The 15,094-nt window shown below is 62.4% G+C and carries 12 protein-coding genes and 1 pseudogene; 4 read left to right on the forward strand and 9 right to left on the reverse strand.

Annotated elements, in window-relative coordinates; translation table 11 throughout:
* Nucleotides 1–131: 131 nt before the first annotated feature.
* The 4 genes and pseudogenes from ZBI01S_RS02835 to ZBI01S_RS02845 all read right to left on the reverse strand — a co-directional run bounded on the left by ZBI01S_RS02835 (nucleotide 132) and on the right by ZBI01S_RS02845 (nucleotide 4,098).
* Entirely contained in the window at nucleotides 132–1,172 is a 1,041-nt protein-coding gene (locus tag ZBI01S_RS02835; RefSeq protein WP_066056062.1) for an agmatine deiminase family protein, read from the reverse strand.
* A gap of 158 nt (nucleotides 1,173–1,330) precedes the next feature.
* Nucleotides 1,331–2,038, reverse strand: coding sequence for a substrate-binding domain-containing protein (locus ZBI01S_RS02840; protein ID WP_245610517.1), 708 nt, complete (start codon nucleotides 2,036–2,038; stop codon nucleotides 1,331–1,333).
* Nucleotides 2,039–2,218: 180 nt separating this feature from the next.
* Nucleotides 2,219–2,359 (reverse strand): annotated as a pseudogene (locus ZBI01S_RS10190) (LacI family DNA-binding transcriptional regulator); the annotation flags it as partial.
* Between the two features lie 38 nt (nucleotides 2,360–2,397).
* Entirely contained in the window at nucleotides 2,398–4,098 is a 1,701-nt protein-coding gene (locus tag ZBI01S_RS02845) for an AMP-binding protein (RefSeq protein ID WP_066056401.1), read from the reverse strand.
* Nucleotides 4,099–4,160: 62 nt separating this feature from the next.
* Here ZBI01S_RS02845 and dinB point away from each other — a divergent pair, with 62 nt between their 5' ends.
* Entirely contained in the window at nucleotides 4,161–5,456 is a 1,296-nt protein-coding gene (gene dinB / locus ZBI01S_RS02850; protein ID WP_083524447.1) for a DNA polymerase IV, read from the forward strand.
* A gap of 8 nt (nucleotides 5,457–5,464) precedes the next feature.
* Here the strand turns inward: dinB and treZ are convergent, their stop codons facing one another.
* The 3 genes from treZ to glgX all read right to left on the reverse strand — a co-directional run bounded on the left by treZ (nucleotide 5,465) and on the right by glgX (nucleotide 11,889).
* Nucleotides 5,465–7,276 carry a malto-oligosyltrehalose trehalohydrolase gene (gene treZ, locus ZBI01S_RS02855; RefSeq protein ID WP_066056069.1) on the reverse strand — a complete coding sequence of 604 codons (1,812 nt, stop codon included), beginning with the start codon at nucleotides 7,274–7,276 and terminating at the stop codon, nucleotides 5,465–5,467.
* A gap of 77 nt (nucleotides 7,277–7,353) precedes the next feature.
* On the reverse strand, nucleotides 7,354–9,678 hold the full coding sequence (gene treY / locus ZBI01S_RS02860) for a malto-oligosyltrehalose synthase (protein ID WP_066056403.1): 2,325 nt from the start codon (nucleotides 9,676–9,678) through the stop codon (nucleotides 7,354–7,356).
* A gap of 9 nt (nucleotides 9,679–9,687) precedes the next feature.
* On the reverse strand, nucleotides 9,688–11,889 hold the full coding sequence (gene glgX / locus ZBI01S_RS02865) for a glycogen debranching protein GlgX (RefSeq protein ID WP_066056406.1): 2,202 nt from the start codon (nucleotides 11,887–11,889) through the stop codon (nucleotides 9,688–9,690).
* A 172-nt stretch (nucleotides 11,890–12,061) separates the two neighbouring features.
* On the opposite strand from glgX, the gene ZBI01S_RS02870 reads away from it, so the two are divergent.
* Nucleotides 12,062–12,325, forward strand: a complete 264-nt coding sequence (locus ZBI01S_RS02870) for a hypothetical protein (protein WP_110477031.1) — start codon at nucleotides 12,062–12,064, stop codon at nucleotides 12,323–12,325.
* Between the two features lie 27 nt (nucleotides 12,326–12,352).
* Nucleotides 12,353–12,910, forward strand: a complete 558-nt coding sequence (locus ZBI01S_RS02875) for a nucleoside/nucleotide kinase family protein (RefSeq protein ID WP_159421360.1) — start codon at nucleotides 12,353–12,355, stop codon at nucleotides 12,908–12,910.
* Here the strand turns inward: ZBI01S_RS02875 and ZBI01S_RS02880 are convergent.
* Both ZBI01S_RS02880 and trhO read right to left on the reverse strand, forming a co-directional pair.
* A complete protein-coding gene (locus ZBI01S_RS02880) occupies nucleotides 12,907–13,254 on the reverse strand; it encodes a metallopeptidase family protein (protein WP_066056079.1) in 348 nt (115 codons plus the stop codon). The two genes, ZBI01S_RS02875 and ZBI01S_RS02880, sit on opposite strands and share 4 nt — an antisense overlap.
* A 17-nt stretch (nucleotides 13,255–13,271) precedes the next feature.
* Nucleotides 13,272–14,177, reverse strand: a complete 906-nt coding sequence (gene trhO, locus ZBI01S_RS02885; protein WP_066056081.1) for an oxygen-dependent tRNA uridine(34) hydroxylase TrhO — start codon at nucleotides 14,175–14,177, stop codon at nucleotides 13,272–13,274.
* 257 nt (nucleotides 14,178–14,434) lie between these two features.
* On the opposite strand from trhO, the gene ZBI01S_RS02890 reads away from it, so the two are divergent.
* Complete coding sequence (locus tag ZBI01S_RS02890) at nucleotides 14,435–14,776, forward strand: antibiotic biosynthesis monooxygenase family protein (RefSeq protein ID WP_083524448.1); 342 nt, start codon at nucleotides 14,435–14,437, stop codon at nucleotides 14,774–14,776.
* The last annotated feature ends 318 nt before the right edge of the window (nucleotides 14,777–15,094 follow it).

Genomic DNA, 15,094 nt, shown 5'->3' on the forward strand with positions numbered 1-15,094 from the left:
GTTGACCGAGCGGCGGCGCGGGTGAAGCGGTGCGGCCTAAACGCCCGAACGCGGCGCCGCACATGGGGTGGGGCGCCGCGTTCGGGCGTTGGGGCATCCGTCGTGTATTGCGGTGGATGCACGGGGTTCGGCTACGCGTTCGGTAGCGAAGGCTGCTGTTGCGTGATGCAGTGGATACCGCCACCGCGCGCGAAAATGGGGCGCGCATCCACCGGCACGATTTCACGACCGGGGTAGGCGTGGGCGAGTACTTCGAGCGCTTCGGCATCGTTCTTGTCGCCGAATACGCAGGCGATAACCGAATCGTTGGCAACCAGGTGGTTGATGTAGCTGTAGTCGACGAAACCCTCGAGGTCGCGAAGGGTGGCCGGGGCCGGCACACGCAAGAATTCGCGAGGTGTGCCGGCACGGTCGAACTGTTCGCGCAGCGACTGCTCGATTTGCTTCATGATCTCGTGGTCGGGATGCGATGGGTCACGCTGGTCGTGAATCAGCACCTGACCTGCCGGCGTGAACGACGCCACGATGTCGACGTGGCCGCGAGTACCGAACTGTTCGGAGTCGCGGGCGAGGCCGCGCGGCAACCAGAACGTGTTTGGCGTGCCGATTTTCGACTCGAACTCGGCTTCAATCTGTGTGCGGGTCCATTCGGGGTTGCGGCCCGGGTCGAGCTGCACAGTGAGGGTCGCGAGCACATTGCCTTCGCCATCGACGTGGATGCCGCCACCCTCATTGACGAGGGCAGAGTCGATGCGCTTGGCGGCGGCAGCTTCGGCAACGATGCCGCCAACAAGCTGGTCCTTGTCCCAGCTTGCCCAGTCTTGCGCACCCCAGCCGTTGAACACCCAGTTGACGGCACCGAGCGTAGTCGTGCCGGCGTCATCGGTGTCGAACACAAACGTCGGGCCGATGTCGCGCATCCAGGCGTCGTTGAGTTCTGCTTCGAGGATCTCGACACGACCGGAGAGGTAGCGGCGGGCGTGTTCACGTTCGTGGCGGGGGACCAGCATCGTCACTGGCTCAAAGTCCACGGTGGCGTTGGCGACGGCAGCCCAGGTTGTGCGGGCTTCTTCGGCCTCGGCTTCGGTGTCGCCGAGCGTGTATCCCTGGGACGGCCAAGCCATCCACGTGCGGTCATGTGCATCCCATTCGGCAGGCATCTGCAGGGCCATGGGTATTCCTTCCTCGTGGTTGGATGACTTCCGGGTATTCCACACTGAATTGGGGGAAGTCGCACCCCAATCGTGTGGGGTAGCTTAATCGATGAACGCGGCGGTGGGGCCACGTTGAACACTGGCGCGCGGTCGGCCACGCGCCAGCTTAGACGGCGTTAGTGTCGAGGCTTGAGTTTTCCTGCGGTACTCGCGCGAATGATGAGCCGGGGTTCGCGCTCTTCGTACACCTGAGGTGTGCTCCTTGGACGGATACCGTCATCTTCACCTTGGAACATCTTGAGCAGCAGCTGCAGTGCAGCTTCGGCTGACTCTTCAACGTCATGGTCGAGTGCGGTAATTGCGGGGCGAACGATCGAGTGTGTCGCGTTGTCAATGTATGAGGCGAGAAGGATGTCTTCGCCAATCTTGCGCCCCTGGTCTCGGAGCAAGCCCAGTACCTCGAGCAGCGAACCATCGGAGGTGCAGACAATGGCGTCGAGGTCTTCGTGGAGCTTGTTCTCGTGCGCGAGCACGTCCTCGGGTGATACGGCAAATGGCACCGGCAGTCGCTGGAAACTAACGTCTTGCCTAGCCTCAAAGGCATTTGTCGCAGCCTGTAGCTGGCTACCCCAAGCGGTTTCTGCCGGTGGGCAAATCGCCGCGAAGTTTCGAGCGCCCTGCTCATAGAGGTGGTTGAGCAGTTTCGTCATCGCGGTTTCGTGACGAAATGCGATGACCGCATCCGGTTGATTCTTGAAGACACTCGGTACTTCTTCAACCGAAACGAGCGGTTTTGAACATGCGAGCAGGTGATCCAAGTTGGCATCGCCAATTGTCGCATCGATAATCACGAGGCCATCCACCTGGGCTGTGACCATTCGCATATCCGCTTCCACGGGGATGATTAGCGTGGCATATCCAGCCCGAGCTGCATGCTGCGCCAAACTCGCAATAAATGACATGTAATAGGCGATGGATGAAGTGTTCTCTGGCGCGTACACCCCAATTGTGCGGGTGGCTCGAATCCGGAGATTGCGCGCGGTGATATTCAGTTCGTAATGGAGTTCTTCGGCAACTTTCTGCACCCGTTGCCGAGTTGCTTCCGATACTCCTGGTAGTCCACGCAATGCAAGCGATGCCGCCGCTGTTGAAACTCCTGCTGCGTTCGCAACATCAATGAGCTTCGGTTGATTGCCCTTGGCCATATTTCGTCCTGTCGCAAAACGAGGTCAGCGCTGACCAACTAGTTCTTTGACGATAGTTTGTCACGAATTTGCTTACGCTGTACCTTCCCGAGCAAATTTTTTGGTAGTTCGTCCCAAACTACGTAGGAGCGGGGCACCTTGTAGTCAGCCAGGTGCTGGTGCGCGTGTGCACGAACCGCAGCCTCATCGAAGACGGCGCCGTCGTCGAGAACGACAACCGCAGTAACGGACTCGACATTTGACGTGCCGCGAGTAATTCCCACTACGGCAGTTTCAGCAATTCCCGGTACGGCAGAAATCACGCGCTCAACTTCGGAAGGTGAAACGTTATACCCGCCGGTAATAATGAGCTCTTTCTTGCGATCAACAATGGTGAGGAAACCATCTTCATCCTGCACGACAATGTCGCCGGTGCGCAGCCAGCCGCCAGGAAGCAGCGTCTTTTGCGTTTCTTCATCATTTCGCCAGTACCCCTGGAATACCTGCGGGCCGTGAATCAGGAGTTCACCGGGCTCGCCGAGTTCGACTTCAGTTTCGGGGTGGTTTTGGTCGACGACTTTAACCGTCGTGGATGGGCAGGGGAGTCCGATCGTGCCAACCTTTCGGTTGTCGCCGAACGGGTTCACCACCGCAAATGGCGATGCCTCGGTCAAACCGTAGCCTTCGTTCAGACCGCCACCGGCGTGGGCTTCCCAACGGTCCACAACACCCTGTGAGAGCGTCATCGCGCCGCTCATGGCGTAGTGGACATTGCTGATGTCGAGCTGGCCCTGCTTGGCCAGGCGAGCCATCTTGTCGAACATGGGCGGTACACCAGGCATGAACGTGGCCGGGTGTCGCTTGGAGGCTTCGACAATGAGGTCACCGTCGAAGCTTGGGAAGAGCACGACGCGCGCCGCGGCCACGAGGCCGTAGCTGAAGCCGAGCAGCAGCCCAAACGAGTGGAAGATCGGCAGCATGCCGTAGATCGTTTCGGCACCGGTCTTGAACTCGGGCATCCACGCCTTGCCCTGGTAGGCGTTCGAGAGCAGGTTCTTGTGCGTCAAGATCGCCCCCTTGGGAACACCGGTGGTTCCCGAGGTGTAGGCGAGGCTGGCGATGCTGGATGCGGTCGGCATCGGGAACGTGTCGGGGAGCGGTTGCTGCGCGGCCACCTTTTCGAACGGCACCGTGCCCGGCGCCTTCGCCGTGAGCTTTTCGCGCGACTCGCGAGCCTTGGCAACCGGGAGCTTGAGCAGCAGCTGGGTCTTGAGCGGCATCGCTTTGGTGATGTTTACCGAAATGACGCGGGACACTTCGACCTCACCGGCAAGTGATTGCACCAGCGGGGCGACCTTGTCCCAAACAATGCTGACTGTGGCGCCGTGATCGCGGAACTGGGTGAGCAGCTCAGAACGCGTGTAGAGCGGATTGTGTTCGGCAACGATGGCGCCGAGACGCAGTACCGCGTGATACGCGATGACGTGCTGCGGGCAGTTTGGCATGACCAGAGCTACGCGGTCCTCGGGCTTGACGCCAAGGCGACGCAGGCCATTGGCGACGCGCAGAACTTCGTCGTGCATCTGTGCGAAGGTCCATTCGCGGCCGAAGAACTCGAGCGCTGGGCTGTCGCCAAACTGTTCTGCGCGGTCGCGCAAGAGGTCGTAGATTGACGATGTGACCGGCTCAATATCCCGGGGTACTCCGGGGGCATAGTTTCGAGTCCACACACGTTCGGCGTTAAATTGCTTCACATCCATACGTGCAATGGTAAGCGTGGCCTTGCCGATCACGGCGAGATTTATCGGGAGAATTACGGGTCGTGAGTCGAACATCGCTGGGGAGCCGTCGCGTCGACGATGGACATGGTGATCGCTCTGCGGTGATTCTGCATGCCGATATGGACGCATTCTTCGTGAGTGTTGAGTTGCTGGAGCGCCCGGAACTCGTTGGCACCCCGGTGATCGTTGGCGGCACCGGCGGGCGCGGCGTGGTGTCCTCAGCGAGCTATGAAGCGCGAGCCCTCGGGGTGCACGCCGCCATGCCCATGAGCCGCGCGCTGCAGCTCGCGCCGCGAGCCACGGTGATCGCGGGCCACATGCACAAATATCGGGATGCATCCGCTCGCATCATGCAGATCTTTCGCGATTACACGCCACTGGTCGAGCCGCTATCGATTGACGAGGCGTTCCTTGATATTCGCGGTGCCATGCGCTTGTTTGGTAATCCCGCGCAGATCGCGACGAGTATCCGTGAGCGCGTGCTCGCCGAAACAGGACTGCCGTGTTCGATCGGGGCGGCGAGCACGAAGTTTGTGGCCAAGCTGGCATCGGGAAAAGCGAAGCCGAACGGCCTGCTGGTGATTCCGCACGACGACACCGTGCCATTCCTGCACGCGCTGCCGGTTGGCGCGATCTGGGGAGTGGGTGCGACCACCGAATCGAAACTGCACGGTCGCGGCATCCACACGGTGTTTGATTTGGCGCATACGCCGCTGCCGGCGCTCGAGCGCATGGTTGGCAAATCAATGGCGGCACACCTACACGCGCTCGCCTGGGGGAGGGATGCGCGCGTGGTTGAGCCGGTGCGGCGCGAGAAGTCCATCTCGCACGAGCAGACCTTTGACACGGATCTCGGCGACCACGAGCAACTCTTGCTTGAGCTTCGGGCACAGGCGGATGCGGTGGCCGCGCGGTTACGCCGGGCCGAGCTTGCCGCGGGTACCGTCGCGGTCAAAGTACGCTGGAGCAGCTTTGAAACGGTGACCCGGCAGGTGCGGCTGACGCGCGCATCCAGCACCGGGCTCATTCTGTACCGCGCTGCGGCCGAACTCTTTGACGAACTTCATGCGCCGGGTCGTCCGGTGCGTCTGATTGGGCTGCGCGCCGACGGCCTCGTGCCCGCGAATGAAGCGACGTCGGTGACGCTCTGGGACGAGCAACATTCCGATGAGTGGGATGCGGCGGAGCAGGCGATGGATGCGGCGGTCGCGAAATTTGGGCGCGGCGTGTTGCGTCCGGCGTCGCTCCTCGGGCGCGGTGAGCGACGTGATGGCCGCACCGGGCTCACTGAACGTCCGAATGCTGAGCGTCCAGGGCAGGCCAGCGACCACCGGTAGCAACCGCCCTAGGCCGTAAGCGTTCCCTCGCCGAGCGGGCCGAACACGGCCGCGCTGTGTGGGGGCATCGTTGCCGCATCACCAACGATTGTCACCGCATCCTGCGTCGCGAATAGGCACTGAGCCGACTCGCGGTAGGTGGTCCAGGCAACATCAACGTCGAGCGGCACGGTCACGGTCGCGTTCGAGAAGTTGCAGACGATCTGCAGGTCGCCGCGCCAGAACGTGAGCCAACCCGCATCCGCATCGAATTTCACCGAGACATCGCGCAGCCAGGGTGTCGTGAGTTCGGGATGCGTGCGGCGCAGCTTGATGAGGTCGCGGTAGCAGCTGAGTAGATGCTGGCGTTCGGGAGCATCGAGTTCCATCCAATCGAGTCGCGATCGGCGGAATGTTTCGATGTCTTGCGGGTCAGGTACCTGCGATACGTCCCAACCCATGCGCGCGAACTCGTCGATGCGGCCGTTCGATGTGGCCTCGGCCAATTCGGGTTCTGGATGCGACGAAAAGAACTGGAACGGGGTGGTTGCGCCCCACTCTTCGCCCATGAACAGCATCGGCGTGAATGGCGAACACATCATGAGCGTGGCGCCGACCGCGAGCTGTTCGACCGGGCATGTTTCGGCGAGCCGGTCGCCGCGGGCACGGTTACCGATCTGGTCGTGGTTTTGTGTTGAGACCACCAGACGCCAGGCGTTGATGCCCGGCGGCAGGGGGCGCCCGTGATGGCGGCGGCGGAACGTCGAGAGTTCGCCGTCGTGGAAGAACCCGTGAGTGAGTACCTTCGCGAGCGCTTCGAGCCCGTGTCCGGCGGTTTCGGCAAAGTCTTCGTAATAGCCGTCGGATTCGCGGGTGAGCGAGACGTGTGCGGCGTGGTGGAAGTCATCGGACCACTGGCCATCGAGCCCGTAGCCGCCAACCGATTGGCTGGTGAACAATCGCGGCGCGTTCATATCGGATTCGGCGATGAGCGTCAGTGGCCGACCGAGAAACGCGCTGCGGGCGTGGATCTCGTCGGCAAGGTCTTCGAGGATGTGCTTTGCGCGGGTATCGATGAGCGCGTGGACGGCGTCGAGACGCAGCCCGTCAACGTGAAAATCGGTGCACCACATCAGGGCGTTGTCGATGACGTAGCGGCGTACCTGGTCGGAATCGAACCCGTCAAGGTTGATGCCGTCGCCCCAATCGGTTTGGTGGCGCGAAGCGTTGTAGGGGCCGTACTTGCCGAGGTAGTTACCGGCAGGGCCGAGGTGGTTGTAGACCACGTCTTGGATGACGCCGAGTCCGCGTTGGTGGCAGGCATCGACAAATCGTTGGTAGGCGGCCGGGCCGCCGTAGGGCTCGTGCACGGCATACCAGTAGACGCCGTCGTAGCCCCAGCCGACGTCGCCGTTGAAGGCGTTAACCGGCAGCGGTTCAACGAAGTCAACACCGAGGTCGACGAGGTGGTCGAGCTTGTCGATGGCGGCATCGAGGGTGCCGTCCGGCGTGAACGTGCCGATATGCAGTTCGTAGATCACCGAACCGGCCAGCTGCCGGCCGCGCCAATTGTCGTCCTGCCACTCATATGCATCCGCATCAAAGGTGCGCGAAAGCCCGTGCACCCCAGCCGGTTGACGTCGCGAGCGCGGGTCGGGGTAGGGGTGCGGGTCGTCGTCGATCAGGTAACCGTAGTCGACCTCGACGCCCGTAAGGTCGGGCAACCCGACCGGTCGCCACCAGTGCTCGTCGGAGTGGCGCATTGCGTAGGTTTCGCCGTTGGCAATGAGACGCAGCGATTTCGCATAGGGCGCCCAGATGTCGAAACGGGTGTCGCGCATGGTGACTCCTGTCGGTAGCGGTGGTCGTGCTGGCGGGTGTGTGCCGCAGCGGGCATGGATGCACTCGGTTGCGGCTGCTAGAGCCCGGTGCGGACCAGGATGGTTGCGGCATAGTCGTCGAGCACTGTTTCGAGTCGCACCGTACCGGTGTATTCGTATCCGGTCATGCGGCACTGCCAGGTGCCGACGGGCAGGTCGATCTCGGTGTTCTGCCAGCCACCAAGGTTGCTCAGGGCGATCGGCAGACGCGTGCCGATGACGACGGCTTCGCCACGGTCAATCGCGACGGCGTTGGCGGCCGCCACACCTCGGGCCGGAATGAGTGCGAAACGGTCGAGCCGGTTGCCAAAGTGACGGCGCACATCCAGCGCCATCACGGTGAGCAGCAGCTTGCGGGCGCCCGAGTCGTCCACGCAGGGCCGTTCGCCGTGCAGGATGGCGTCGAGGGCGAGTTCACGGATGCGGTAGTTGACCGGGCGGCGGTTGTCGGGGTCGACCAGGGCGCGCATCCACAGCTCGGTGCCCTGGTAGATGTCCGGGGCGCCGGGGCCCATGAGCTGCAACGCTTTCATCGTGAGCGAGTTGCTCCATCCGGGGATGCGGATGCGGTTGAGCAGGTTCGAGATCAGTGAGCGCGCGGCCGGGTTATCGAAGGCGGCGTCGATCGCCTGGTGGAGTTCGGCTTCGTAGTCGTCGTCGACCTCGGTCCAGGTGGTGATGTCGCCGGCTTCGCGGGCGGCCTTGGTTGCGTAGTCGTGAAGCCGCTCGCGGTCGGCCGGCCAAGCGCCAACGACGGCTTGCCAAAGGAGGTTAGCGAAGCCACGGTTGCGGATCGGGGCAATGTCGAGCAGCCCGCTGAGGGTGTCATCCCACAGCTCGGGCACTTCGGCGAGCACATCGATGCGGGCGCGCACGTCTTCGCTGCGCTTGGTGTCATGCGTGGTGAGCGCTGTTTGGGCGTGCGGCCAGTGGGCGAGCCGGGCGGCTTGCAGCTTCGCGAACTCAGCGGCACTCAGCGCGAATACCGACGGGTCACCGCCGACCTCGTTGAGCGAGGTCAGCCGCGAGTAGCGGTAGAACGCACGGTCTTCGACGGCCTTTGCCATGACCATGCCGGTGGTCTGCTGGAATCGGGCGGCAGCAGGCTGTGCCGGGTCCGACAAGACTTGGCGGATGCGTTCCAGCTCGTCGATGAGGTCAGGGCGCCAGTCGGCGGCACGCTGAAACGCATCATCGAGTTCGCTCGCGCCGTCGGGTAGGTACGTGCGGTACACCGCGAACGACGCCGCCAACTCGCTCACCGCATCCGTTACCCGATCGCCGTCAACACCAGCGGCGGCGAGCTCGCGGGTGATGCGACGCATCTCGGCGTGCAGCGGGCCGTCGGTGACGAAGCGCTTCATCGCGTGGATGAGCGTGGGCCAGTCGTCAACATCGCGGTGCGAGAGACCGGCCGCAAAGCTGCTGAGTTCGAGTTCGCCATCGGGGCTGACCAGCAGGCGCTCAATCTCGCCGAGGGCGTCGTAACCCGTGGTACCGGCAACGGGCCAGTCGGGGAGGGCTTCACCCGGTTCGAGGATCTTCTCGACCGAGATGTAGATTCCGGTGCGTTCGCTGAGCTTCTTGAGGTATCCGGCGGGGTCGCGTAGCCCGTCCGGGTGGTCGATGCGCAGGCCGTCAACCAGGCCTTCGTCGACCCAGCTGAGGATTTCGCGGTGGGCGTGCTCCCAAACATCGTCGAGTTCAACGCGCAGACCGGCAAGTTCGGTCACGGTAAAGAAGCGGCGGTAGTTGAGGTTCCAGTCGCCCTGGCGCCAGTGCACGAGTTCGTAGTTCTGGGCATCGTGGATCTCGCGGGTTCCGGCTTCGGGGTTCGCGGCCGATTCTGGGGCCAGCGGGAACTCGTGGTCGTAGTAGCGCAACACGTTGACGTCGCGGTCCGCCCACATGCCGTGGATCGGGGCACCGGGTTCCTTCGGCATATCGTCGTCACCGATGACCGGCAAGAGTACTTTGCCGCCTCCCGCATCCCAATCAATGTCGAAGTAGTGCGCGAATTGCGAGTTCTTGCCGTGGGTGAGCACATCCCACCACCAGGGGTTCTGCTTGGGATCGCCGACACCCATGTGGTTGGGCACGATATCGACGAGCACGCCGAGTCCGAGTTCGTGTGCGGCGTTCGCGAACCGAACGAATCCCTCGCGACCGCCACGGGCCGCATCCACTCGGGTTGGGTCAACGACGTCGTAACCGTGTTCCGAACCTTCGGTCGCTTGCAGGATGGGGGAGAGATAGACCCAATCGACGCGCAGCTTCACCAGGTACGGCAGGATTGCCGTGGCGTCGTCGAACGTGAACGACGGCGTGAGCTGCAGGCGGTAGGTGCTAGTTGGAGTGCGCATCATCGGTCCCTAGGACATTGCGGTCTGCTCGGAGGGCGTGCCGCCGACCACATTGACCGTCGGCGCGATAACGGTCGTATCGACCGCAACCACCTCATCGGTGGTCTGAACCGGTTCGGCCTCGCGCAGCACGATCATCGAATGCGGCTGCATCATGAACGTGGTGCCTGGACCATACTGCTGTGCTGCATCCATGCCCGCGGTATTGACCACCGCATCCCAATGCATCTGAATTTCTTGCGAAGGCAGCGTGACTTCAACATCGTTCGTCGAAGCATTGAAGTAGATCAGGAAGCTCTTGTCGACGATGTGCTCGCCCCACTTGTCGCGCCCGGCGATGGCGTCGCCATTGAGGAAGTACCCCATCGCGCGCACAAACGCTTCGTTCCAGTCTTCGCTGGCCATCTGGCTGCCGTCGGTCGAGAGCCACACCACATCGGGCAGGCCCTCACCCTCACCGCGTTTGGCGATCTTGCCGCTAAAGAAGTGGCGGCGACGGAACGTCGGGTGTTCGCGGCGCAGGTGCGAGAGCGCGCGCGTGAACTCGAGCAGGTTTTCGTCGGCGTTTTCCCAATCGATCCAGCTGAGGTCGCTGTCCTGCGCGTAGGTGTTGTTGTTGCCCTGCTGGGTGCGGCCGAGTTCGTCGCCGTGCAGCAGCATCGGCACACCCTGCGAGAGCATCATGGTGGCGATGAAGTTGCGCTGTTGGCGTGCGCGCAGCGCGTTGATCTGTGCGTCATCGGTCGGGCCTTCGGCGCCGCAGTTCCACGAGCGGTTGTGGCTCTCACCATCGCGCGAGTCTTCACCGTTGGCTTCGTTGTGTTTCTCGTTGTAGCTGACGAGGTCGCGCAGCGTGAAGCCGTCGTGGGCGGTCACGAAATTGATGGAGGCGACCGGGCGGCGGCCGCTGCGCTCGTACAGGTCGCTCGAACCGGTGATGCGGGTGGCGAACTCACCGAGCGTCGAAGGCTCACCGCGCCAGAAGTCGCGCACCGTGTCGCGGTAGATACCGTTCCATTCGGTCCACAGCGGTGGGAAGTTGCCGACCTGGTAGCCGCCGGGTCCAACGTCCCAGGGCTCGGCGATGAGCTTTGCCTGCGAGACGATCGGGTCCTGTTGTACGAGGTCGAAGAACGTCGAGAGTCGGTCGACGTCGTGTAGTTCGCGCGCGAGGGTGGATGCGAGGTCGAAACGGAAACCGTCGACGTGCATTTCGGTCACCCAGTAACGCAGCGAATCCATGATCAGCTGCAGCGAGTGCGGGTGGCGCATATTGAGCGAGTTACCGGTACCGGTGTAGTCGGTGTAGTAACGCTGGTCGTCCTCGAGGCGGTAGTACGCCTGGTTGTCGATGCCGCGGAAACTCAGCGTTGGGCCCAGGTGATTACCTTCGGCCGTGTGGTTGTAAACCACATCGAGAATGACTTCGATGTCGTTGGCGTGCAGGGTCTTCACCATCGCCTTGAATTCCTGCACCTGCTGGCCGGCGTCACCGGCGGCCGAGTAGTCGCCGTGCGGCGAGAAGAAATTCAGCGTGTTGTAGCCCCAGTAGTTGCGCAGGCCCTTTTCTTCGAGCGTCGAGTCGTGCACGAATTCGTGCACCGGCATGAGCTCGATGGCGGTGACCCCGAGGTTCTTGAGGTGGCTAATGACGGCAGGATGCGCGACGCCCGCGTACGTGCCACGCAGCTCTTCGGGAACATCCGGATGCGTGGCCGTCAGGCCCTTGACGTGTGCCTCGTAAATGATCGAGTCGTTGTACGGCACGCGCGGGTGGCGGTCACCGGTCCAGTCAAAGAACGGGTTGATGACAACGCCCTTGGGCATCGCCGCGGCCGAGTCGTCCGTGTTGTGCGAGTCCGGGTCGCCAAAGTTGTAGCTGAACACCGACTGGCCCCATTCGATGCCACCCTCGATTGACTTCGCGTACGGGTCGAGCAGTAGCTTCGAAGGATTGAACCGCTGACCGTTCGCCGGGTCATACGGGCCGTGGATGCGGTAGCCATACCGCTGGCCGGGACCAACCTTCGGCAGATAGCAGTGCCAAACAAATGCATCCTGCTCAAATAGGCGCACGCGGGTTTCGACGTCGTCATCGTCGAACAAGCACAGTTCGACGAGTTCCGCACCCTCGGAGAAGATCGCGAAGTTCGTTCCCGATCCGTCATAGGTTGCACCGAGGGGGTAGGGGGTTCCGGGCCAGCTCTGAATCGTGTCAGTCACGCGGTTACCATACGCGGCCTAGTTGCTGAACGTCTGAGTTCGATGAAAACGCGCGCGACGGTTTGGTGTGGCTGTCGGTGCTGAATGCCGCAAGAAAACGGCTACCGTTTGCGCCGCATATTCAGGTGGTGTGCAAGTGCGATGCCTAGCGTTGGGTGCCATGCAGAACAACGACCAGCACAACAACGACCAGCACAACCGTCAGCACATCGACGGCGATGGCGCCATCCGTCCCGTGGAGTTCAAGGCTGGCGATGTCGTCCTGCCGATGGGCTACATGGTTACCGATCAGCAGGGAACCCGTTTCCGCCCGAACGTCGTCGCGCTGCTCGCCGTTTGCGTGCCGCTGACCGTGGTGGCCACGTGCTTCATGCGCACGACCGGACGCGCACTGCCACGCGTGATCCGCGCGCTCAAGCGATAAGTGGGCCCTGACAGCCAGCGTGCGCGAATGCCGCGGGCGCTGGCGATTGATGGCCGCTCCGGTGCCGGTAAATCCCGGCTGGCGGAGCGGATCGCGCAAACACTCGAACCTGTCATGACGGTGCGCATCCTGCACATGGACCTGTTCTATCCGGGATGGGACGGCCTTGATGCCGGTGCCCGCGCCGCGGCCGATACGCTCGAGACACTGTCCCAGGGAAACGAAGCCCGGCTGCAGGCCTGGGATTGGCACGCGAACGAGTTTCGCAACGGCGGTGTCGTGCTGCCTAGTGAGGTGCTCATTATTGAGGGATGCGGAGCAATCTCGCGCGCGAGCGTGCCGTACCTGACCGCATCCGTTTGGCTAGATGCACCCGCCGATCTGCGGGAGCCGCGTGCCACCGCGCGCGACGGAGACGACCGCTGGTGGCCGGGCTGGGCGGCGCAAGAAGCCGAGTTTTATGCCCGGGAGTGCTCGCGACAGCTCGCGATGTTGCGGGTGGATGCGGCGGTGCCTGAAGCGATTGACGTCGCGGGGCTGTGTGGCTGGCTGCGTGAGCAGGGATGGCCGGGGTCGGTGAGCTAGCCCCAGCCGAGTTCGTGAAGCCGGTCGTCGTCGATGCCGTAGAAGTGGGCGATCTCGTGAACGAGGGTGATGTGCACTTCGTCGCGCAACTCGGCTTCGGTTTCGCAGATCGCCAGTAGCGGTTCGCGGAACAGGATGATGCGGTCGGGCAGCGGCGCGAAATCGTAGTTGCCGCGTTCGGTGAGATCGAACCCTTCGTAGACGCCGAGCATGTCGAGCGAGCCGTCTTCGGGGCGGTCTTCGACGAAGAACACGACATTGTCGAGCCCGTTGAGCATGTCCTCGGGCAGGGCATCGAGTTCTTCGCTGACGAGCTGTTCGAACTCGTCAGCGGGCATCTCCATGGGCATTACTGTTGGTGCTAAGCGGCAGCCTCGAGCGGGTGACGCGCACACTTGCTGTGGCGGTCGGTGCACGAGTCGCAAACGACAAGGCGCTGCTGGCAGAGCGTGTCATCGCAGTTCTGCAGTCGGGATGAAGCACTCCCGCATTCGACGCAGGCGCCGATGGTCTTGGGGTTGTGGCCCAGGGGAATCGATTCGCGGCCGTCGAAGACGGTGAGCTGGCCTTCCCAGAGGCCGTCGTCGCCGAACGTTTCGCCGTAGCGAACGATGCCGCCATCGATTTGGTAGACCTCTTCGAAACCACGGTTGATCATGAGCGCCGAGAGGATCTCGCAGCGCACGCCACCGGTGCAGTACGTGATGATGGGCTTCGACTTGAGGTGGTCGTACTTGCCCGATTCGAGTTCGCGGATGAAGTCGTGCGTGGTGACGGTGTCGGGCACAATGGCGCCGCGGAACCGACCGACCTCGGCCTCGCAGGCATTGCGGCCGTCGAAGAAGACGGTGTCGGGCTTGGCCTCGACGAGCTGGTGGACTTCTTCGGGCTTGAGGTGGACGCCGCCGCCGACGATGCCGTTGTCATCGACCTTGACCTCGTCGGGTGCACCGAAGGCGACGATCTCGTCGCGAACCTTGATGCTCAGGCGCGGGAAGTCGAGGGTGAAGCCGTCCTCACCGATGCCGGTGCCTTCGGACCACTTCATGTCGACGTTCTTGAACGGCGCGTATTCCTTGAGCGCGCGCACGTACTTTTTGCAGTCGACAACGTCGCCGCCGACCGTGCCGTTGATGCCGTGAGGCGACACGAGAATGCGACCGCGAAGGCCGAGGCGCTCACACAGCTGACGCTGCCAGAGGCGGATGGCTTCGGGGTCGGCCAGCGGGGTGAAGACGTAATACAGGAGGATCTTCGGAGTGGCCATAGGGGTGATTCTACGCCGCCGGTGACGTATGCACGACTGTCGATTTGACCGCATCCGCTGCGCTTGTGTGGTTGTGTTACGTGTGTAGCCGCGAACAGCTGAAACGGATCGCGGGCGACAAGTGCTTTGGTCAGGTGCTTTCGGGTTGGCCGATAGGTGCCGGCGATACGCTTTAGGCCGTGTTTGTTACGGCATCGAGTCGAATGAGTCTCGGCGCTGGTGTGATGTTTGAACTTGATCGTCGAAGGGGACGTGTTATGACTCAAGAAATGCCGAAGGTGAGCTCTACCTTCATCTTTGAAACGAAAAACTTGACTGATGAGTTCCACCGGATCGACAGCGAGATTGCCGAGCGCGCTCGTGCCATTCCGGGATTCTTGGGTGGAGAGGCCTGGCACAACGAAGAAACCGGGCTGTATTCCGAGGTGTACTACTGGTCGAGTATGGATGCGTTGCGCGAGTTGATGGTGATGGATACGCACCAGCTTGCGAAGAGTCGTTACGGCGAGTGGCTCGGCGAGTATCGGGTCGTTATTGCCGAAGTTCAGTCGGTTTACGGTAATCCCATTCTTGGGTTGGAGCATCGGCCAACGCAGTAGCTCGTTGCGTCAAGTTACCCGGGCATCAACAAGGCGGTCCACGGTTTGCCGTGACCTATACAACGAAAACGCCCTGACTGCGAAAGTCAGGGCGTTTGTCTGGGGTGCCTGAGGCTTCTCTTGACAAACCTTACCCCCGGCCAGAACACCCTGATCAAGCGTTGGAAGCGTGGCGTCTACCACACCTTTCAGAGGGGGCGGAAGCCCCGATCAGCGATGTACGTGGGCCGGTCGTGAAGGGCAAGGCAACTGTTCAAACCTTTCTCCCCCCCCCGTTCAGGTTCACCAACTCATCGACGATTACCTCGGCGGCTCGAC

The sequence above is a fragment of the [Zimmermannella] bifida NBRC 103089 genome, from assembly GCF_001570925.1.
Lineage (GTDB): Bacteria > Actinomycetota > Actinomycetes > Actinomycetales > Microbacteriaceae > Gulosibacter > Gulosibacter bifidus.